Source organism: Mycobacteroides immunogenum, assembly GCF_001605725.1.
In the GTDB taxonomy this organism is placed as follows: domain Bacteria; phylum Actinomycetota; class Actinomycetes; order Mycobacteriales; family Mycobacteriaceae; genus Mycobacterium; species Mycobacterium immunogenum.
The window spans coordinates 1,641,422-1,661,968 of the sequence record NZ_CP011530.1 but is presented as its reverse complement, the minus strand read 5'-3'; the positions used below and the strand labels follow the sequence as shown (position 1 = coordinate 1,661,968).

14 protein-coding genes are annotated in these 20,547 nt (G+C 65.5%); 6 read left to right on the top strand and 8 right to left on the bottom strand.

What is annotated here, in order from left to right; translation table 11 throughout:
• Positions 1–5 precede the first annotated feature (5 nt).
• From ABG82_RS08210 to ABG82_RS08200, 3 genes are read left to right on the top strand one after another with little or no spacing between them, the layout of a single operon-like run.
• Entirely contained in the window at positions 6–641 is a 636-nt protein-coding gene (locus ABG82_RS08210; protein WP_043076024.1) for a TetR/AcrR family transcriptional regulator, read from the top strand.
• Positions 642–700: 59 nt separating this feature from the next.
• The gene (locus ABG82_RS08205) at positions 701–1,990 is read left to right on the top strand and encodes a magnesium transporter MgtE N-terminal domain-containing protein (RefSeq protein ID WP_043076025.1); all 1,290 of its coding nucleotides are present in this window, start codon (positions 701–703) and stop codon (positions 1,988–1,990) included.
• Positions 1,987–2,475, top strand: a complete 489-nt coding sequence (locus tag ABG82_RS08200; protein ID WP_043076026.1) for a DUF1003 domain-containing protein — start codon at positions 1,987–1,989, stop codon at positions 2,473–2,475. The genes ABG82_RS08205 and ABG82_RS08200 overlap by 4 nt, the downstream gene beginning before the upstream one ends.
• A gap of 2 nt (positions 2,476–2,477) precedes the next feature.
• Here the strand turns inward: ABG82_RS08200 and ABG82_RS08195 are convergent, their stop codons facing one another.
• A complete protein-coding gene (locus ABG82_RS08195; protein ID WP_043076027.1) occupies positions 2,478–3,134 on the bottom strand; it encodes a response regulator in 657 nt (218 codons plus the stop codon).
• Positions 3,127–4,344, bottom strand: a complete 1,218-nt coding sequence (locus ABG82_RS08190) for a sensor histidine kinase (protein ID WP_043076028.1) — start codon at positions 4,342–4,344, stop codon at positions 3,127–3,129. Before ABG82_RS08190 ends, ABG82_RS08195 begins: the two co-directional genes overlap by 8 nt.
• Before the next feature lie 134 nt (positions 4,345–4,478).
• Between ABG82_RS08190 and ABG82_RS08185 the strand changes: the two genes are divergently transcribed.
• Entirely contained in the window at positions 4,479–7,391 is a 2,913-nt protein-coding gene (locus ABG82_RS08185; RefSeq protein ID WP_043076029.1) for an MMPL/RND family transporter, read from the top strand.
• Here the strand turns inward: ABG82_RS08185 and ABG82_RS08180 are convergent.
• On the bottom strand, positions 7,388–7,768 hold the full coding sequence (locus tag ABG82_RS08180; RefSeq protein ID WP_043076123.1) for a hypothetical protein: 381 nt from the start codon (positions 7,766–7,768) through the stop codon (positions 7,388–7,390). The two genes, ABG82_RS08185 and ABG82_RS08180, sit on opposite strands and share 4 nt — an antisense overlap.
• 91 nt (positions 7,769–7,859) lie before the next feature.
• Complete coding sequence (locus ABG82_RS08175; protein ID WP_043076124.1) at positions 7,860–8,495, bottom strand: TetR/AcrR family transcriptional regulator; 636 nt, start codon at positions 8,493–8,495, stop codon at positions 7,860–7,862.
• Positions 8,496–8,547: 52 nt separating this feature from the next.
• On the opposite strand from ABG82_RS08175, the gene ABG82_RS08170 reads away from it, so the two are divergent.
• The gene (locus tag ABG82_RS08170) at positions 8,548–9,378 is read left to right on the top strand and encodes a class I SAM-dependent methyltransferase (protein ID WP_043076030.1); all 831 of its coding nucleotides are present in this window, start codon (positions 8,548–8,550) and stop codon (positions 9,376–9,378) included.
• Between the two features lie 17 nt (positions 9,379–9,395).
• On the opposite strand, the gene ABG82_RS08165 is transcribed toward ABG82_RS08170, so the two are convergent.
• Positions 9,396–9,632, bottom strand: a complete 237-nt coding sequence (locus ABG82_RS08165; RefSeq protein WP_043076125.1) for a DUF3618 domain-containing protein — start codon at positions 9,630–9,632, stop codon at positions 9,396–9,398.
• Between the two features lie 84 nt (positions 9,633–9,716).
• Between ABG82_RS08165 and bcp the strand changes: the two genes are divergently transcribed.
• A complete protein-coding gene (gene bcp / locus ABG82_RS08160; RefSeq protein WP_043076031.1) occupies positions 9,717–10,190 on the top strand; it encodes a thioredoxin-dependent thiol peroxidase in 474 nt (157 codons plus the stop codon).
• 133 nt (positions 10,191–10,323) lie between these two features.
• Here bcp and ABG82_RS08155 read toward each other — a convergent pair whose 3' ends face one another.
• The 3 genes from ABG82_RS08155 to ABG82_RS08145 form a co-directional block, all read right to left on the bottom strand.
• Positions 10,324–10,809 (bottom strand): NUDIX hydrolase, encoded by a 486-nt coding sequence (locus ABG82_RS08155; protein WP_043076032.1) that lies wholly within the window; start codon positions 10,807–10,809, stop codon positions 10,324–10,326.
• A gap of 100 nt (positions 10,810–10,909) precedes the next feature.
• Positions 10,910–11,317 carry a holo-ACP synthase AcpS gene (gene acpS / locus ABG82_RS08150; protein ID WP_043076033.1) on the bottom strand — a complete coding sequence of 136 codons (408 nt, stop codon included), beginning with the start codon at positions 11,315–11,317 and terminating at the stop codon, positions 10,910–10,912.
• Positions 11,314–20,544, bottom strand: a complete 9,231-nt coding sequence (locus ABG82_RS08145) for a type I polyketide synthase (RefSeq protein ID WP_043076034.1) — start codon at positions 20,542–20,544, stop codon at positions 11,314–11,316. Before ABG82_RS08145 ends, acpS begins: the two co-directional genes overlap by 4 nt.
• Positions 20,545–20,547: the final 3 nt, after the last annotated feature.

The window sequence follows — 20,547 nt, the reverse complement described above, 5'->3', positions numbered from 1 at the left end:
GAATCATGTCGACAAGTCCGGCTAGTTCCCCCACGCTCAGCCGTGTCGAGCGCAAAAAGCTCGAGATGCGACAGGAGATTCTGGACGCCGCCTTCGCCTGCTTCGCCGAGCAGGGCTATCACGCCACGGGTGTCGCGGACATCGCCGGACGAATCGGGATCGGCCACGGGACCTTCTACCGGTACTTCAAGAGCAAGCGGGACATCATCGAGCATGTCATCGATGACGTCACCGGTCAGATCTTTGAAGCGATCGGGGCAGAAAACGCCGCCGGCCTTGCCGACGACATCGAGCAATATCGGCAACAGTCCGTCCGGATCGGCGCCGCGCTGGCGCACCTGTTCAGGGATAACCCGCACCTACCGCTGCTGCTGCTGGAGGCCGGGTCGGTCGACAGCGAGCTCCGCGAGCGGGTATTCGGCATGCTCTCCACGAGTGATCACCTCACCGAGGCCTATCTGCGACACGGGGTCGAAAAGGGTTATCTACGCGCCGATCTCGATACCGAGTACACAGCGCGGGCGGTGACCGGGATGATCCTCGCCAACGGACTGCACGCCTCACGGGGCGGTGAGGTGCAGGACACCGAACGATTCTCAGCCGCCGTCATCGCCCTGATGTACGGCGGAATCGGCCCCTAAGCAGCCAACTCTCGACACCGGCGAACGGCCAGAGCGGATCACCCCCTAATCTTGCTGTCATGGCCGCAGTGAGCAAGGTGTTCGCAGCCAGGCTCTCGGGCCTGGTCGTTCTCGGCCCGGACGGCGAGTCGATCGGACGGGTGCGCGATGTCGTGATCGGCATGGGCGTCGCGCGAAAACAACCGCGCGTGATCGGCCTTGTCGTCGAAATGCTCACGCGCCGAAGAATCTTCGTGCCGATGCTGCGGGTCACCGCCATCGAGCCCGGGTCGGTGACGCTGAACACCGGCAATGTCTCACTGCGCCGCTTCGAACAGCGCCCCAGCGAGGCACTGGTCCTGGGACAGGTCCTCGACACCACCGTGCGTACCGACGATCCCGAACTCGACCAGTTCCACGGAGTCGATCTCACCGTGGTGGACCTGGGCCTGGAACAGACCCGCACCCGGGATTGGGTGGTGACCCGTGTCGCGGTACGCAGCCCCCGGCGGCTGGGACGGCGCACCGGTGTGCAGGTGACGGACTGGAGCCACATCCAGGGCTTGACGCCGTCGAGCCTCAATCTGCCCGGTCAGGGCGTGGCCCAGCTCATGCTTCAATTCGAGGGTATGCGGCCGGTCGAGGTGGCCGATGCCATCCGTGAGCTGCCCGCCAAACGGCGCGATGAGGTACTTGGCGCCTTCGACGACGAGCGGCTGGCCGACATCCTTCAGGAGCTTCCCGAAGACGACCAGGCCGAGGTGCTGACCAAACTGAAAGACGAACGGGCCGCGGATGTGCTGGAGGCCATGGACCCCGACGACGCCGCCGACCTACTCGGCGAGCTCCCCCCGGCAGAAGCCGAATCACTGCTGGCGCTGATGGACCCGGAGGATTCCGAGCCTGTCCGCCGACTGCTCACCCACTCCCCCAACACCGCCGGTGGCATGATGACACCGGAGCCGGTGATCCTGAGCCCCAATACCACCGTCGCCGAAGCCCTTGCCCGCGTGCGCGATCCAGACCTGACACCGGCACTTTCCTCGCTGGTTTTCGTGGTCCGGCCGCCCACGGCGACGCCCACCGGCCGCTACCTCGGATGCGTGCATCTGCAGCGGCTGCTGCGCGAGCCCCCCTACGCGATGGTCGGCGGCATCCTCGACACCGACCTGCCCTATCTTGATGCCGAAGCCCCATTGGCCGAGGTGACCCGCTACTTCGCCGCGTACAACCTGGTGTGCGGCCCCGTGATTGACAGGGAGGACCACTTGCTCGGTGCCGTCACCGTGGATGACGTGCTGGATCACCTGATGCCCGATGGCTGGCGCGCCGAAGAGCCCGAGTCCGTCGCGGGAGGTGACCGCCGGTGAGTGAGGCTTCAGCGCGACAACGGCTCGATACCCCGCGCACGTCGCGCCGACTGTCTCTCGGTCTCGACGTCGAGGCAGTCGGCCGGGTAAGTGAAAACATCGCCCGCTTCCTGGGCACCGGACGTTACCTGGCGATCCAGACGATATTCGTCGTAGTGTGGATCGCCCTGAATCTGTTTGCGGTTGGGCTGGAATGGGATCCGTATCCGTTCATCCTGCTCAACCTGGCCTTCTCCACACAGGCCGCCTACGCTGCGCCGCTGATCCTGCTGGCCCAGAACCGGCAGGAAAACCGCGACCGAGTGTCGCTGGAAGAAGATCGCAGGCGCGCCGAACAAACCAAGGCCGATACGGAATACCTGGCTCGGGAGCTGGCGGCGCTGCGGCTCGCGGTGGGCGAAGTCGCCACCCGCGACTATCTGCGCCGTGAGCTGGAGCAGATACACGAGGCGCTGGAGAACATTCGCGAAAAGGACCTGCTGTAGCCCTATTTGGGAGTCACAATGCCGTGGTCATAGGCGTACACAATGGCTGCGGCCCGATCCCGTAGGTCGAGTTTGACGAAGATGCGCCCGATATGGCTCTTGACCGTCACCTCTGAAATCACCAGTTGTTCGGCGATTTCAGCGTTAGTAGCTCCGGATGCGATGAGCGCCAACACATCCAATTCTCGTGCGGTCAGCTTCTCCTCGGCGTCCCCCGATACCGCGGCGGGCGCACGCCGATAGGCGTTGAGCACTCGCGATGTCACCGCGGGATCCAGATATGCCTCACCGCGCGCCACCGCGTGTACCGCACGCACCAGTTCCTCCGCAGGCGAGTCCTTCAGGATGAACCCGGCGGCGCCGGCACGCAGCGCGCCTGATAGCAGCTCATCATCGTCAAATGTAGTGAGCGCCAATGCCGGCGGCCCCTGCGAGGCGTGTAACAACCGAATCGCGTCGATACCGCTCATCTTCTTCATCCGCAGGTCCATGATCACCACATCGGGACACACCTGGCTTACCGCCGCGGCGACCTCGCTGCCGTCGGCGCACTCCCCCACAATCGCGAATCCGTCCTTGCGGCGCAGAATCCTGCGCAGCCCGGTCCGCACCAGCTCCTGATCGTCGACCAACAATACGCCGACCTCGGTGTCAGCCATGGCGCCACAACACCTTCCTGCGCCGGGAACGGCACGGCGTACCACTGGATTCCAATGGGACGCTGGCCGAAACGGTCCAGCCGTCCTCAGCTCTCCCCGCACGGAACTCCCCGCCGAGCATCTCAATGCGCTGTCGCATGCCCGCGAGCCCACCCCCGGAACAGGTATCCGGGGGCAATCCGGCGGCCAGATCGTTGCTCACCGTCAGGCTTGCCACCGAGCCGTCGATATCAAGGAGTACCGCGGCAGACGATCTCGGCGAATGCTTGGCGATGTTGGCCAAAGACTCCTGGGCCACTCGGTACAAGGCCAAACCCACTCCAGCGCTGACAGACTCATCTGAGCCGTAGATATGCGATTCCACCGCCATTCCTGCCGCCGTGAAATCAGCGATGAGATCCGGGATATCGGTGACGCCGGGTTCGGGCGCCAGCCGCATCGGCTCGACACCGCCCGGGCCGGAACTCAGTAACCCGACCGTGCCCCTGATGTCCGACATGGCCTGTCGTCCAAGACGTTCGGCATCCAACAATCCCGCGACGGCATCGTCCACATCATGGTCCTCTTGTAACGCACGCCTGGCGCCGGTCAGGTGAAGCATTGTCACCGAGAGGGAATGCGCTATCACGTCATGGATTTCCCGCGCGATTCGACGGCGTTCATCTGAGGCGGCCTGTTCCAGCATGCGCACCTGCTGTGCGCGTTCCTGTAAGAGCAGACGTTGTTGCAACTGCATGATGCGCCCTATCAACCACCCGCACAGCACGAAGAACACCATGTAGAGCGAGAAGGTTCCTAGGTGGTTCAGCTGTTCGGCCGCCACGAGCAGCGCCACACAGGCGCCCACCGCGATCAGACCGGCGCGCACCGAAGCGATGGCTCCCACTTCCCCCAGCGTGAACATCAGCAGGAAAGGCGCGGCATCGACGGCGTTGGGAGGCCAGGTAAGGAACAGCCCGACCCCCGCCAGCGCGAACGCCACGGTCCAAAACGCGTTCAGCTTGCGCCCAGCGACGATGAACGACAGGATCGGAGTCAGCGCGAGCAGGGCCGCCAAGGCCAGTAGCCACGGACGGGTGAAACCTCGCTGCAGCACGGCACAACCCACGATGAGCAACGTGCTGATGTACATCACCAGCGGCACCGCCCACGGAAATTCGTACGGCACCAGAGCACGACGTCGCAACGCAGTCTCCCGGAACCAATCCATAGCGCCAGCGTAGAGGCGGCCAGAACGTCGCACATCATGCTTGGCGCGGATCCGTATGTCATACCACGGTAGGAGAAGAAGTCTCGCCCACAGCACGACGCCGCCACTGTGCCCTCTCCGTAGCGTCGGCAGGTATGTGGGATGCCATCGCACGGTTCTCCAGCCGCTATGCGGTTCTGATCATCGGACTCTGGATGCTTGTCGCTGGGGCGGGCAATCTGCTTGTGCCGCAGGTGGAAAGCACCGCACACAACCACGCTCGCGGCTTCCTGCCACACGACGCACCGGTGAACGCCGCCGGCGCGGTCATGGGCAGGCAGTTCCAGGACGGAGCGGGCAACAATCTCAACTACCTGGTGTTGGAAAGCGACCACAAGCTCGGACCCGTCGAACATCAGTACCACAACCGGCTACTGACGAGACTTCGCGCCGATAGCGCTCATCTGGACTCCGCGATGGATCTGTGGGCCGATCCGCTGACCGCCGAGGGTGCGCTCAGCCCAGACGGCAAGGCCGTCTACACCATGCTGCGGGTCAACGGTGAGCTCGGGGCGGCCAAGGCCAACGACGCGTTGAACGCTGTTCGCAAGATCGTCGCCGATGAACCAGCGCCCACGGGTATGCACGCCTGGGTCACCGGGCCCGGCGCCACCATCGCCGACGAGCTCACTGCCATCGACACTCAAATGCTGATGATCACCGCTGTCACCGTCGTTCTCATCGCGGTGCTGCTGTTTGTCGTGTACAGGTCGGTCATCACCGCGGCGATTCCACTGCTGACTGTGGGCCTGGGGCTTGCGGTAGCCCGCTCCATCGTCGCGTTCCTCGGTGAACGCGATCTCATCGAGGTGTCCATCTTCTCGGTATCGCTGCTCGCCGCACTGGTTCTCGGCGCGGCGACCGACTACGGCATCTTTCTGCTGGGGCGCTATCACGAACAGCGCCGCGCCGGAGTCGAGCACGAGCAGGCCCTCGTCATCGCGAATCGGTCAGTGGCGCCCGTCATCGCCGCCTCCGGGCTGACAATTGCCGCCGCCCTGTCCTGCCTACTCTTCGCGCAGGTGGGCATGTTGCGCAGCGCGGGATTGCCTTGTGCCATTGGGATACTCACCGGAATGGTGGCCTCGTTGACGTTGTTACCCGCGCTTATCGGGCTGGCGGGCCGCCGGGGCCTGGCCCAACCACGTGCTCGGCAGCAGGGATCGAGCCAACCGGGGCGTCGCTGGCGCCGGGTGGGTGCCATGGTGGCGCGCTGGCCCGGCCCGGTACTGGCGGGATCGCTACTTGCTCTCCTCGTCTGCGCCCTCCCGGTGGCGGGTCTGCGTCTTGGCTTCGACGAGCTTGCCGCCCAGCCACTTTCCACACATGCCAACCGCGGATATCAGGCGATGGACAGGCATTTCCCGCCAAACCGGCTACTGCCGGAAATCGTCTCGATCGAATCCGACCACGATCTACGCACCCCCGCCGGAGTGATTGCCGTCGAGCGAGTGACCAAACAGCTCATGGAAATCCCCGGAATACGCATGGTGCAGTCGGCCTCGCGTCCCGCGGGCACCATTCCCGAACAAGCAGCCCTTACCGAACAAGCGGGAATCATCGCCGACCAGCTGGATGACGGCACCGCGCAGATGAGCCAGCGGCTGGGGGCCGTCGACAAACTATCGACGACACTCAGTCAGTTCTCGGGCGCCATCGCCCAGCTGCAGCAGGGCCTGGCCGGCGGAGTACATGGACTGGGCGAACTCAACGGCGGCATCGGCGATATGCACTCCGGAATGAAAGCACTGCAGGACAACGTGTCCCAGGTCTCCGGGTACATGGAGCCATTACGCAACTTCACCAACGGTAACCCGAATTGCGCCAACGACGGCATCTGCTCACTGGTCCTCAAGGCGGTCGAACCCATGGATTCCGTGGTGGCGGCGACGGCCGCGCTGACCGCCAGTACCGACAAGTTCGGCGCCGGCGCGCAGGGCATGCAGAGGTCGTTCTCCGGTGCCGTGGACTCGGTGAAGAACATGCGATCCACCGTCGCGCAGCTGAGCGCGGTCACCGATCAGCTCACCAAGGCCGTCGGCGAGACCCGCGCCATGTTTTCCGGGCTCACCGAGTACCTACGGGCCATGCGCGAGGATTTCCGTAGCAGCGGCGAGGGCGGCTACTACCTGCCGCAACGCGCTTGGCAGGACCCGCGATTCCAGCGTGCGGCCGGGCTCTACTTCGGGCCGGACGGCCGTTCCACTCGCATGCTGGTGTTCGGCGACGGCAAGGTGTTCGGCGCCGACGGTGCGCACCGGTCGCCGCAGATCCTGCTCGCGGTGAGCGAGGCCACCAAGGAAGGCACCCTGGCGGGTAGCTCGGTAAACCTCACCGGATTCGGAACCGGCACAGCCGAATTGCGCGGATATGTGAACGATGACTTTCTGCTGCTGGCCGCGGTGGCGCTGGCATTGGTTTTCCTCATTGTGTTGGTGATGTTGCGTAGCCCGGTAGCGGCCGCAGTGGTGATTGGCACGGTGATCGTCTCGTACGCATCGGCCCTCGGTGTCACCACGCTGATCTGGCAACACCTGCTGGGCCGTGACCTGCACTGGGCCGTGCCCTCCATCGCCCTGATCGCACTGGTCGCCGTCGGCGCCGACTACAACCTGCTGTTCACCATGCGCATGCGCGAGGAGGTGTTCCTACACGGAGCAAGCTTGCGTACCGGCATGATTCGCACATTCGGCGGGACGGGTGGAGTCGTGACAACAGCCGGAATCGTCTTCGGGATCACCATGTTCGCGATGCTGTCCAGCGACGTGCTGAGCATCGAGCAGACCGGCACCACCATCGGTGTGGGTTTGATGATCGACACACTGATCGTCAGAACGTTCGTGGTTCCGGCTACGGCAGGTGTGCTGGGCACGTGGTTCTGGTGGTCGCCGGCGCCGCTGCTGCGCGGGCTGTTGTTCCGGTGGTCCCAGGCTCGTTCACCGCGCACCGCGGGCGTGCTCTCCTATCTGTTGACGAGGCCGTCGCGGCTGGAACGGACCGGGGCCTAGCTGTCCTCGGCTTCCCTGTCGATGAGGCGCCGGGGAAACGCCAGGATGCCGGCGACCGACAGCAGCCACGCCACCAGGCGCACCACACCGATTCCGATATCGGGCGCCGCGGTGTGGTCGATGATCCACGTCGACCACGCGTCCAGTGTGAACGCGATCATCAGGCCGACCGCTACCGCTATCGAGAGCCGATCGAAGCGTTCGCGCTCCGGCCAGTAATGCAAAATCGTCGCCAAGATACCGACAAGCAACACCACGGCAAGGCGCATGCCATCGACGCCGAAAAACACCGTGAACGCGAAACCGATGACATAGAGCATCATCGCCGACGCCTTCACCACGGTCGCGTCAAGCCGCAGTCCAGCGACGATAATCATGGGCATCTAGGCCGTGCAAGGAAACTTCGCACAAGGAAAGAGTACCCAGGTAACAGCACAATTGTGCTGTTATGCAGCGAATATTACCGAATTAGGAATGGCTACCCATTCTGCGCGCGAGATCTTCCTGTGCCGATGTTGCCTGCTCGGCAGTCAGCAGCGGGTTCGCATACACATCTACCAGCGTGGCGGCCATCTTCAGGTCCCCTTCGGGCGAATCGACGTCCACTCCCAGCCCACGCGAAACATGTTGCTGAAGTAGCGGGACCGCCAAGGCCATGGCCGTGATGACGGTGGCGCGCGATTTCAGATCCACCTCGGCCGGAACCACCCGATGCTGATCAGCCGCGGCCAACCAGTCTTGGGTCATCGCGACCATCTCGTCGAAGAGCTGCCCCGCAGAGCCTTCCACCAATGCCCTCGTGATGTACCCCTGATACTGACCGATGGGAATGCGCGCCGAGACGTAGTGCACGTCACCATGTTCCACGTTCGAGCGCACCTGCTCATTGATGGCGCGCATCGTCTTGACGAGGTATTCGTCGCAGGCTTCCCGCAGCTCGTGCTTGGACCCGAAGTGATGTCGCAGCAGCCCGGAAGACACTCCGGCGCGGGCGGCAATCCCCCGGATGGTGGCGCCGTCGTACCCCTTCTCGCCGAACTCGCGCAGCGCCGCATCCCGTATCCGGGCACGGGCGGTGAGGTCGTCGGGATCCACGGTCTCCATCGCCATATTTTACACATCTGGACAATCGACTACACGCTTGTATAGTCGGTCCATGGGCATCAACACCAGCGGAATCACCCCCGAGGAAGAAACCGCCTTTCTCACCCTGAAGGCACGGGCCGTCAACGACGGTTGGCAACGGCCGATCCTGCCGGATCCCGGCGCGGTGGCCGCCGTCGCAAGAATCGACTACGACTTCGACGCTCTCGGCCTGATCGTCCCGGTGGTATGCCAATCATCGCTACGCGCAAAGCTTCTCGACGACAGGGTGCGCACCTTTGTCACCGAGCACCCGAACGCGGTGGTAGTCGATCTGGGGGCGGGTCTTGACGATGGATACCGGCGCATCCAGCCACCGGCCACCGTCGACTGGTACAGCGTCGATCTACCCGGAATGGCTCGGCTGCGCGACGAAGTGATGCCCCCCGGGCCCAATGAGCACACCATCGGGATGTCCATCACCGACCCAGCGTGGATCGACGGAATACCGTCGGATCGTCCGGCGATGGTGATCGCCGACGGGTTCTTCGCCTTCCTGAGCAAGGAACAGATCATCGCGACGATGCGTGCCGTCACCGACCACTTCCCCACCGGACAGCTGGCATTCAATGACTACGGCCGCATGGTGGTGGGCGTGTGGATCTCAAAACTGTTCCCACAGAAAATGTTCAAGAAGGTCAACCAGGTGCGGGGCTTCGAGGGCTACAACGATCCGCGCACACCCGAACAGTGGAATCCCCGGCTGCGCTTTGTCGAAGAGTTCAATCTGGTGGACGCACCAGAGGTGGAGTTGTTTCCGACCTGGCTGCGGATCTCGTCATGGTTGGCGCGCTACAGCCCCTCGATGAGACGGTCAGCCCGTATTCTGCGTTTCGAGTTCTAGAACCGCACGCGGCAGGACTAGTCGCGGCGGAACTTGCCGACAACCTTCCGGGCCACCAGCAAGGCAACCACCGCGCCAAAGCCCAGAATGGTGAACTTGACGGCCGGCTTGTTCAGTGTCGCCAGCACCGAAGCCTTGGCGTCCTCCGCCAGACGCTGCGGGTTTGCGCGGTCACTCAGGGTGTCGACGGTAGCCGCGAGCTGGTCGCGCGCCTTGTCGATATCGGCCTTGATTGCCTCTGGATCCCTGGCCACGTGCACTCCTCCACGTCCGCGGTTTGAAACTCAAGCAACTACCCTAGGGCAACAACTGTACGGGTCAACAGAAAGGCACCGGTCATGGCGGAAACCAAGCGGCTCGAAGTTGGCGACAAGGCCCCCGCGTTCACTCTCCTCGACGCCGATGGCAAGAAGGTGTCGCTGTCCTCGTACAAGGGTCGCAAGGTGATCATCTACTTCTATCCCGCAGCCATGACGCCCGGCTGCACCAAACAGGCCTGCGACTTCCGCGACAGCCTCGCCCAGCTCAACGAAGCAGGCCTCGACGTCATCGGCATCTCGCCGGACAAGCCCGAGAAGCTGGCCAAGTTCCGCGAACGCGATGGGGTGAACTTTCCGCTGCTGTCCGACCCGGACAAGACCACGCTGACCGCCTACGGTGCCTTCGGAGAGAAGAAGCTGTACGGAAAGATCGTCGAAGGTGTCATCCGATCCACCTTCGTGGTCGATGAGAAGGGCAACATCGAGGTCGCGCAGTACAACGTGAAGGCCACTGGCCACGTCGCCAAGCTGCGCCGCGACATCTCCGTCTAGTACCGCCGAGTAGCCCCCAACGACCGAGTGCGAGCGTGGCGCGGAAAGCAGGCCCGAATTCCGCGTCAGACTCGCACTCGGAACCAAAGGCGAACAGCATGCCTGAGACTCCACACGGTTCGGCCCCGTCACACTAGTCCGACGGCTCGGTGACCTCGAAAACTGTTCCGGCACTGTCAGGATCGGCGGCGAGCTGGATCCGGCGGCGCATGTCCGCAGTCATATCCGGCATCGCCGCGATATCGAACCACTGCGCGGCATCATTCTCGTCGTCCGCGGCATAGGGCGATCCCGCGACCCAGTCCATCCGGAACACGTGATCCAAGTACTGGGCCTGGTCGCCGTTGACATGAACGATCGGCCTGCTCACGTGCACCCACACCAACCGCAGGGGTACTGCCCGCACGCCGGTCTCTTCCAGCACTTCCCTGACAGCGCAGTCCGCCGGATTCTCGCCCGGGTCAACGATTCCGGTGACCGCGGTCCAGGCGCCATTGTCGGCGCGCTTGACCAACAGCACCTGCTCATCGCGGATGACCACACCGGTCACGCCCGGCAGCCACAGCGGTGCGTGCCCGATGTGCCGACGCAGTTCAACGACGAATTCGGGAACCGGCATAGGCACTTTCTAACAGACGCCACCGCATCACCACGCGCCGAGTGTGAGCGCCAGTGCGCCAATTGCGTCGAGTGTGAGCAGTAGCGCTCACACTCGACGGTTAGGGGGAGGCTTCGCCGCCCTCTTGCTCCAGCACGACGAATGCCGCCGCCGTGTCGCCATCGTGCGTCAGCGTCACGTGCATCGTCATATCCGCCAGGTACTCGGCAATCGCCCCGGACAGCCGGATGCGCGGGCGGCCCCAGGTGTCCGTCACCACCTCGATATCCCGGTGAATGTTCTCCGGTAATACCGGCCGTTGCGAGTACCGCGACCCCGACCACGCCTTGATGACGGCCTCCTTGGCCGCCCACCGAGCCGCCAGGTATCGCGCCTCGCCTCCGGTCTTCGAGGCCGCGTCACGCCGCTCTCCCGGCGTGAACGCGGACCCGAAAGCAGTTCCGGGACTGGCTAGTTGCTCTCCGAATTCGGAGATGGTCACTAGGTCGATCCCGATACCGACAATCACCGGTGGTAGACCTCGTCCTCACTCAGGCGCGCACCTGGATCCAGCAGCATCGAGGCTTCCTGACGCTTCTCCGACTCGTCATGGTCGTGGTCGAAGCGGCGTCCGTCCGGGCGCTCGTACATCGGCCGGCCACCGGCCATGGCCGAGGCGAGACGACGCTGTCCGGCCAGAACACGCTCGCGCGAACGCTTCTCGTAGTCGGCACGATCCTCTGGACGCAGCGATGCGATGAAGGCCTGCGGATGCACCAGCGCGACCAGACCCGATACGTGACCGAAGCCGAGGCTCGTCACCAGGCCAGCCTTCAGCGGCAGCTTCTCCTTCAGCGGCAGCGACTCGCGCAGCCACACGAAGTGCTGACTGGTGGCCAGGTCATCATCGACACAGTCCAGGCTGCGGTTCGGCGGGATGACGCCGTCGCGCAACACCTGGCACAGGCCCAGCATCTGGAACACCGCGGCACCGCCCTTGGCGTGACCGGTCAGGTTCTTCTGCGAGATGATGAACAGCGGCGCACCGTCCGAGCGTCCCAGCGAAGCCGCGAGCCGCTCGTGCAGCTCGGTCTCGTTGGGATCGTTGGCGAGCGTGGACGTGTCGTGCTTGGAGATGACGGCGATGTCGTCGGCGGTCACGCCCAGCTTGTTCAGCGCGCGTGCCAGATCCGAGTCCTTGCCACCGCGTCCGGCCGCCAGCGCACCCAGTCCCGGAGCCGGGATGGAGGTGTGCACACCGTCACCGAAGGACTGCGCGTACCCGACCACCGCGAGGACCGGCAGACCCATCTTCAGGGCCAGATCGCCGCGCGCCAGCAGCACGCTGCCACCACCCTGTGCCTCCACGAAGCCGAGGCGGCGACGGTCGTTGGCACGCGAGAACCGCTTGTCCGCAATGCCCTTGGCCCGCATCATCTCGGTGTCGGCGGTCGCGGCCATGTCACCGAAGCCGATGATGGCCTCCAGCGTCAAGTCGTCGAACCCACCGGCCAGTGCCAGCTGCGCCTTGCCGAGCCGGATCTTGTCGACGCCTTCCTCGACGGATACCGCCGCGGTGGCACACGCGGCCACCGGGTGAATCATCGAACCGTAGGAACCGACGTAGGACTGCACCACGTGTGCGGCAACGACGTTCGGCAGCACTTCCTGCAGGATGTCGTTCGGCTTGTTACGGCCCAACAGGTTGCCGTGGTACATGGTCTGCATCGAGGTCATGCCGCCCATACCGGTGCCCTGGGTGTTGGCCACCTGGCTCGGGTGCACCCAGCGCATCAGTTCGGTCGGGGTGAAGCCCGCCGACAGGAACGCATCCACCGTCGCGACCATGTTCCACAGCGCCACCCGGTCGATCGAGCTGACCATGTCCGGGGTGATGCCCCACACGGTCGGATCGAAACCGGTCGGGATCTGCGCGCCGACGGTCCGCGAGAGCTTCGTCTTGCGCGGCACCCGAACCTCGGTGCCCGACTTACGGGTCACCTGCCAGTCGCTGCCATCGGCCAACGGCTGGATCACGGTGTGCTCGGGATCCCACTTCGCGAACTCGCGGGCCTCGGCCTCGGTCGACACCGTGAAGGTGAAGTCCTTGTCCAGGAACACCGAAACCAGCAGCGGCGACGCGTGATCGGGATCGATCGCGCCGTCGTCCACGAACTCACGGACACCGATGTTGGCGACCACTCGGTCGTGGTAACGCTCGACCAGCTCCGACTCCGGCACCAATTCACCGGTTTCGGTGTCGTACCAGCCGGCCTCGGGATCGTTCTCCCACTTGACCAGACCGGTCGTCCAGGCGAGCTCCAGCACGCCGGCCGCCGACAGTTCGTCGTCGACCTCCATCTCGTAGCGGGTACGCGAGGAGCCCAGCGGACCGAGCTCGCCACCACCGACGATGACCACCAGGTCTGCGGGGTCGACGTCCAGATCGGCCCACTCCGGCGGCAACGTGGAGGTGTATCCGCGCGGCGGAGACGGCAGTGCCGCAATGAAATTCGGATCGTCCTCGTCGTCGAGTTCATCGGACTTGGCTGCCGTGCTCACCATGTCCTCGCGGGCCTTGGCGGCCAGCTCGGCCATATCGAGCTGGACCTCGGCCAGCCCGCCGGTGAGATCCTTCTCCACCGGCGCCTGCGCGGCCTGTACACGCGCCTCCGGGCTGCACAGCGCCAGCAGCATCGACGCCATGTCCGCGGTGGAGTACGTGGTGACTCCCGCTTCTTCGACGGCGGTGACAATGGCGTCGTTGTGCCCCATCAGGCCGGTGCCACGGGTCCAGCCGATCAGCGCATGCGCCAGGCTGACTCGCGACGCCCATGACGACTCCGCCTTCCAGCGGGTGACCAGTGCGTCGAGCGCCGCCTTCGATTCGCCGTACGCGCCGTCGCCACCGAACATGCCGCGGTTCGGTGAACCGGGCAGCACCACGTGCAGCCGCGAGGCGATATCGCGTTCAGCACCGATGGCCGACAGGCCACCGATGAGCCGCTGCACGGCCCACAGGAGCACCTTCATCTCCATCTCGGCACGCGACCCGGCCTCCGACAGGTCCCCCACCACCTTCGGTGCGGCGAACGGGAACAGCAGCGTCGGGGTCTGCGCGTCCTTGAGGTGAATCGACATCGGCCCAAGGCTTTCGGACTGCTCGGTGCCCACCCACTGCACCAGTGCGTCGATATCGGCGTACGAGGCCATATTGGCCGGTACCACCCACAGCTTGGCGCTGAACCGCGCGCTCTCGCGGTACAGGTTGCGGTAGAACGCCAACCGGTCCTCGTCCAGACGTGACGTGGTCGCGATGACCGTCGCCCCACCGGACAGCAGCGCGGCCACCACGGACGCGGCGATCGAGCCCTTGGAGGCACCGGTCACCACCGCGACCTCGTCACCCCACTTGCCCTGCTCGGGGCTCTCTGCACCGGCGGCGATCCGCCCGTACAGCGAGGCGTGCACGTTGCGGCCCTGCGCCAGCGACTTGCCCTGCCACCAATTGGCCTGCGTGCCAACGGCATGCCCGGCACCTTCAAAACTTTCGGCCAGCTGTGCCCACTGGCTGTCGATCTCGTCTTCCTCGGTGATCCACAGTCGCGCCAGATCTTCGCGGGCGCTGGCCCACCTGTCGTCGAACACCACGGCCTTCTTGCCGTCGAACGTCGGCGCCACCAAACGCGGCCAGTCCGAGCCCAATTCGGCCGAGACCAGCTCGACGAGCTCGGTATCGGTGGCACCGCCGGGAACGGCGACCGGAGTCGACAGCCCAAGCTGGTCGAGTACCAGACGGGCGGCCGAGGCCAGCACGCCGTCACGCCCGGTGATCTGATCGGTGAACTCGCTCAGCGCGGCGGCATCGACGGTCGCACCGCCACCACCACCGGCCGACGGCAGCGACACACCGACACCGCGGCGGCCTGCCACTGCGGCCACGGCGGCGTCGATCGCCGCGTCCACCGCATTGCCATCGGCCAGCGTGCTGGGGGCCAGTCCACCGAGGTCGCCGCCACGAACACTGGTGCCCTCGCGGGTACCCAGAGACAGCTCGACAGTGACGTGCTTGACCCAGCCCGGGCCGAGTTCCCAAGTCTTGGTGACCCGCTCGGCGATGGCGGTGGGGCGCTTACCCGACGGCCCGAAGACGGTCTTGAGCTGATCGTTGATCGAGTCCGAGAGCACCGGGCCGAACGGCTTGTAGGTGCGCGCCAACTTGGTGACCTGCACCCGCAGCCCGGACAGGTCCGCCTCGGCGGCACCGTCGATGGCACTCAAGTTCAGCTCGGAACCCAGGTCGACCAGCAGCTGGTTACGCCGCGAGGAGGCGCCGTCGGTCAGGCTCTCGATGGAGTCCACCGGCTCGATCTGGTCGATACGCATCTTGGTGGACAGTGCGATGAGCGCCAGCGTCGCGTCGGAGGCATCGAACCCGATGTCGTCCGGACGCGGGCCGCCGCTCGGTGCGGCGGGGGCGGCGGCCGGAGCCGCGGCGGCGTCTGCCGGTGCCGGCGCGACTTCTTCGATCTCGGGCTCAGGCTCGGGATCGCTGTCGGTACCGAACAACACGGCGTGGTCGCGCTCGACGTTGAGCACCTCGACCGAGCTGTGGCTGAACTCGGGCAGCTTCAGGGTGTTGTTGGCCAGGCCCGCGACCGTCGGCATCGACTTCACACCGACCTCGACGAACCGCTCCACACCGAGACCGCCTGCGGCCTCCTCGGTGAACAGCAGGTCCTGGGTCTCGATCCACCGCACCGGGCTGGCGAACTGCCAGGCCAGGAGCTCGATAAGCACCTTGCGGCACAACAACACCGGCTTCTCGTTGCGCCAGGTGTCGTAGTCGGCGAGCACCTCGTCCAGCGGCTCGGCGGGCACCAGATCACGGATCTCCTGGATGAATTCACGATCCAGGGTGAACGGCTTGGGCACCAGGTTCGGGATGTACTTGCCGATGATCAGGTTCGGGTCACCGTCCATCGGCAGGACGCGCTCGAGGGAGCGACGGAACTCGGCGACACCGACGCGCAGCACCTCAGAGTGGAACGGCACATCGATACCGGGCACCATGATGAAGGAACGACGGCCACCGAACGCTTCACGGCGCTTCTCGACCTCGGCCTCCAGCAGTTCCAGGCCGCGCACCGTTCCGGCGATGGCGTACTGCGAACCGCGCAGGTTGAAGTTCACGATCTGCAGGAATTCTCCCGAACGATCCCCGATGTCAGCGACGAACGCCTCGACATCGGCATCTTCCAGACCGATCTGCGACGGGCGGATGGCAGCCAGACGATAGTTACTGCGCCCCTGCTCATCTCGCGGCACGATGTCATGCATGGCCGATCCGCGGTGGAACACCACCTCGAGCAGGCCGTCCTGCGGGATGACGCCGCTGACGGTGGCCAGCGCGGTGTACTCACCCACGGAGTGACCACAGGTGATGGCGTCCTCGACAAACGAGCCCGATTCCTTCATCTCCGCGATCTGCGCCGTGGCCAACGTGGCCATCGCCACCTGGGTGAACTGCGTCAGGTACAGCACGCCCTCGGGGTGCTGGTAGTGCACGCCACCGGCGATGAGACTCGTCGGGTTGTCCTTCACGACGTGCAGCACCGAGAAGCCGAGGCGCTCGCGGGTGAACTTGTCGGCCTTGTCCCAGACCTTGCGGGCGGCCTTGGAGCGCGAGCGCACATCCATGCCCATGCCCTTGTGCTGGATGCCCTGGCCTGGGAAGGCGTACACCGTCTTGGGTGCTGCCAGACGGGCGGTGGCCGACATCACCAGATCGCTGCCGACCTTGGCCTGAATCTCCACAACCTCTGCACCGGAATCGATTCCGACGCGGTCCACCCGCACGTCAACCTCGTCGCCCGGCTGCACCATGCCCAAGAACCGCGAGGTCCAGCCGATGAGTGTGCGCGGCGGTGTGCTGGAGCCGTCCGCCGAGGTGACCACGTGCTGGGCCGCGGCGGAAAGCCACATGCCGTGCACGATGGGCGATCCCAGCCCGGCCAGCAGCGCTGCCGACTTGTCGGTGTGGATCGGGTTGTGATCACCCGACACCACCGCGAAGGCACTCATGTCGGTGGGAGCGAAGATCTTTGCGTCACGCCGGCGACGACGAGTGGTGTCCTCTTCGTGCTCGGAGAGCGCACCGCCGGCACGCACCGGGTCTGCCAGCGCGGCAGCGCCATTGCGGCCCAGAATCGCGAATCGTTCCTTCAGGGTGGCCAGCACGGTGCCGTCGGCCGCCGCCACGGTGACGTCAACTGGGACGACGCGGCCGACCTCGGTGTCGGTGGCCGTGGAAGCCGTTGCGGTAACAGTCAGTTCGGCGCTCTCGGCGGGAAGCTTGGAGAGCAGGTGCGCCGCGTGGTCCAGGTGCACCAGCGAGAGCAGCCCCTCGATAACTCCGGTGCCGTCCTCGGTCTTGGCATCGCCGATGGCGGCGAACACCGCGGGCCAGCACAATCCCACCAACGCGTCCGGCACGATCGACGATCCGGGTGCCAACGGCGCGGGAAGCACAGCCGTGACTCCGGTGTGATCGGCCACGCGCTCCGGATCCCAGTGCGCGACAACGCGTGCGGTCCCGTTTTCCACACGCGGGAGCATCGCTGGGTTCTCAGCACCGCCGGCTACCGCGAGGACGGTCCGCATGGCGGCGGCCGCGGCCTCGGTGGTCACCACCGGGGTGCCTCCGTCGCGAGTGGTGGCGGGCAAGGTCAGATCGATGTCGACCCAGGTGCCCGACAGCGGCACGCTCAAACGCACCGAGTCGTCGCCGGTGACCTCCAGACGTGCACCGGTCGACGGGTGTGAAGCGGTGCGGTCTTCGAAGACCTGCCAGGCGCCATCGGGGGCGATCCGGTGCACCGGGTTGACGGCAATACGTCCGGACCACAGCACATCTGGCGCGTCCAGGACGGTGGCCAGCGGGCCCTCGACATCCCAGCGGCGACGCAGGCGCGAACGCACCGGCAGCGGCTCGACACCGGCGGCTACCACTTCGTCGATGGCCTTCTGCTCGAACCGGTTCAGCAGGTCACCCACCGGCTCGTCGACCCGGGTGATGCCTGCCACCGCGGCGGTGCCGGGAATGATGCAGACCTGCTCGGCGGTGTAGCGGGCATCGTGCGCCTGCCACAGCGAGTCGCTGCGCCACCAGCGCCGCACATCCTTGTCGATGACGGGCACGAAGTTGACGGGCTTACCCAGGCTCTTGCACAGCGCGACAAAGAAGGGCACATCGGCCGGGTGCAGCTTGATGGACTCTGCCTCGGGGTAACGCTGCAGCAAGGCCGCGATGGCGTCGGCCGGGCGCTCCAGCAGCGTGTCGTCCACGAACAGGGTCTCGACGGGCCCGAAGTCCTTGGGGTGCAAACGAGCCTCGGCGCGCTTCAGCATCTGCTCGAAGCGATCCCGCCAGGTGATGTCCAACCACGGCGAGTGGGCCACTGCGGTGTCGGCGGTGCTGTCGCCCTCACCGATGGACAGCTCCACGTAACGCGCCAGCCACTGCGCGTAGGTCATCTCCGCGACGTCGCCGAAGTACTGCTTGGCCGTCAATTCCATCGCGGCGATGATTTCGTCGCGGCGCTTGGCTACCGCGTCGGCGTCACCGGCGACGTCGTCAAGCAGGCGGCCGCAGCGCGATGCCGCATTGTCGATCTCGTGGATGTCGGCGCCCAGCTGGCTGCGCCCGGAGGCCATGCCGCCCTGCGCCTTTCCGGCGGACACCCATTCCGGGGTGCCCTGAGTCTCGACCAGCATCTGCTTGACGGACGGCGAGGTGGTGGCCTCCAGCGTGGCCATGGCCGCGGTACCGACGAGGATGCCGTCGACCGGCATCAGCGGGAAGCCGAACTTCAAGGCCCAACGGCCGCTGAGGTATTCGGCGGCCTGTTCCGGCGTACCGATGCCACCGCCCACACAGACGGTGATGTTGGAACGCGAACGCAGCTCCGAGTAGGTCGCCAACAGCAGGTCGTCGAGATCCTCCCACGAGTGGTGTCCACCCGCGCGGCCGCCCTCCACATGCATGATGATCGGGCGGGTGGGCACCTCGGCCGCGATGCGCACCACCGAGCGAATCTGCTCGACCGTTCCGGGCTTGAAGACGATGTGCGCGAAGCCGATTTCGGTGAGTTCGTCGATGAGCGCGACGGCCTCTTCCAGCTCCGGAATGCCCGCCGTGACAACGACACCATCGATCGGCGCGCCGGCCTGACGAGCCTTCTGCACCAAGCGCTTCGAGCCCACCTGCAGCTTCCACAGGTACGGATCCAGGAACAGCGAGTTGAACTGGATCTGACGGCCCGGCTCCAGCAGAGTCGTCAGCTCCTGAATGCGGTTACTGAAGATCTCTTCGGTAACCTGACCGCCGCCGGCGAGCTCGGACCAGTGGCCCGCATTTGCAGCTGCCGCAACGATTTTCGCGTCGACAGTGGTGGGAGTCATACCCGCCAGCAGGATCGGCGAACGGCCGGTCAGGCGAGTGAACTTGGTGGAAAGCTTGATCGAGCCGTCCGGCAGTGACACCACGGTGGGGGCGAATGACGTCCACGCGCGGGCGACCTCGGGAACCGCGCCGTGCATGAAGAGGTTTCGCTGCCCGCCACGGGTGGCTGTGGGCACGATCCCGATGCCCAGCCCGCGGATGACGGGGGCGGTCAGGCGGGTGAGGAGATCTCCGGGACCAAGGTCGAGGATCCAGCGGGCACCGGCGTCGGCCACATGGTTGACCTCATTCACCCAGTCGACCGGGGTGACCAGGATGGCTTCTGTCAGCGCCTTGGTCAGTTCGACATCCAGACCCGCCGCGGCGGCCCAGCGGCCGGCGATCTCGACACCGTCGGCCAGACGCGGGGTGTGGAAGCCCACCTCGACATTGACCGGGTCGAAGACCGGGCTGAACACGGCACCGCCACGCACCTTGTCCTTGCGCTCAGCCGCCTCTCGCTCGGCGATCTGCTCGCAGTACAGCTCAAAACGCGACAGCTGTTCGGGGGTGCCGGTGATGACGACGGAACGGCGGCCGTTGCGGATGGACAGCGCGGGCGGCTGCACGGTGCGGACGTCCTGGGCGAACTCATCGAGCAGCGCCTTGATGCGCTCGGGGTCGACGTTGGTCACCGACACCATGGGGGTGCGGTTTCCCCGCACCACGATGCCGCGCCGACGCGCGACCAGAGTGGCGGCGGCACCGACCAGCTGAGCGATCGCCAACAGTTCGACATCGCGCGCGCCGTGCCCCTTGAGCGCCTCGACGGCCAGTACGCCCTGCGAATGCCCGATGACGGCGACGGGCGGCAGCTGCGCCAGATCGAGACCCTGGATCTTCAGCGCGCGGATAGCGGCCAACTGGGCCAGCAGCACGCCGGGCATCGAAACCGCGGCCGAGGTCAACTGCGCGGCGGCGGGGACGGGCTCCTCGGCCGTGAGCGCACGCACCCAGGTGAGCGGTGCGAAGCCGACGGGACGAACAACGACGAGCTCCTTGGCGACGGGCTCCAGCCGCAGCTCGGCCTCACCCGCGAGGGTGGCCAGCTCAGATTCGATACCGGCCGAGGCTGCCAGGTCCGCGAGCGACTCCAGCCAGTCGCTGCCCTGGCCTCCGAACGCCACCGCGTAGGGCTCGCCGGACTCCAGGCGGTCGATCAGCGCGGGGCCCGCACCGGGACCCGGATCAACCGCACCATTGGCGTCGGGGTCCTCAGAGCTGGTCACCTTGTCGTATTCGTTGATCGTCACGTC

What these genes read in the sequence shown, in the direction of transcription:
- ABG82_RS08210 (WP_043076024.1), top strand. Translation starts at nt 6, where the DNA reads ATGTCGACAAGTCCGGCTAGTTCCCCCACGCTCAGCCGTGTCGAGCGC.
- ABG82_RS08205 (WP_043076025.1), top strand. Translation starts at nt 701, where the DNA reads ATGGCCGCAGTGAGCAAGGTGTTCGCAGCCAGGCTCTCGGGCCTGGTC.
- ABG82_RS08195 (WP_043076027.1), bottom strand. Translation starts at nt 3,134, where the DNA reads ATGGCTGACACCGAGGTCGGCGTATTGTTGGTCGACGATCAGGAGCTG.
- ABG82_RS08190 (WP_043076028.1), bottom strand. Translation starts at nt 4,344, where the DNA reads ATGGATTGGTTCCGGGAGACTGCGTTGCGACGTCGTGCTCTGGTGCCG.
- ABG82_RS08185 (WP_043076029.1), top strand. Translation starts at nt 4,479, where the DNA reads ATGTGGGATGCCATCGCACGGTTCTCCAGCCGCTATGCGGTTCTGATC.
- ABG82_RS08180 (WP_043076123.1), bottom strand. Translation starts at nt 7,768, where the DNA reads ATGATTATCGTCGCTGGACTGCGGCTTGACGCGACCGTGGTGAAGGCG.
- ABG82_RS08175 (WP_043076124.1), bottom strand. Translation starts at nt 8,495, where the DNA reads ATGGAGACCGTGGATCCCGACGACCTCACCGCCCGTGCCCGGATACGG.
- ABG82_RS08170 (WP_043076030.1), top strand. Translation starts at nt 8,548, where the DNA reads ATGGGCATCAACACCAGCGGAATCACCCCCGAGGAAGAAACCGCCTTT.
- bcp (WP_043076031.1), top strand. Translation starts at nt 9,717, where the DNA reads ATGGCGGAAACCAAGCGGCTCGAAGTTGGCGACAAGGCCCCCGCGTTC.
- ABG82_RS08155 (WP_043076032.1), bottom strand. Translation starts at nt 10,809, where the DNA reads ATGCCGGTTCCCGAATTCGTCGTTGAACTGCGTCGGCACATCGGGCAC.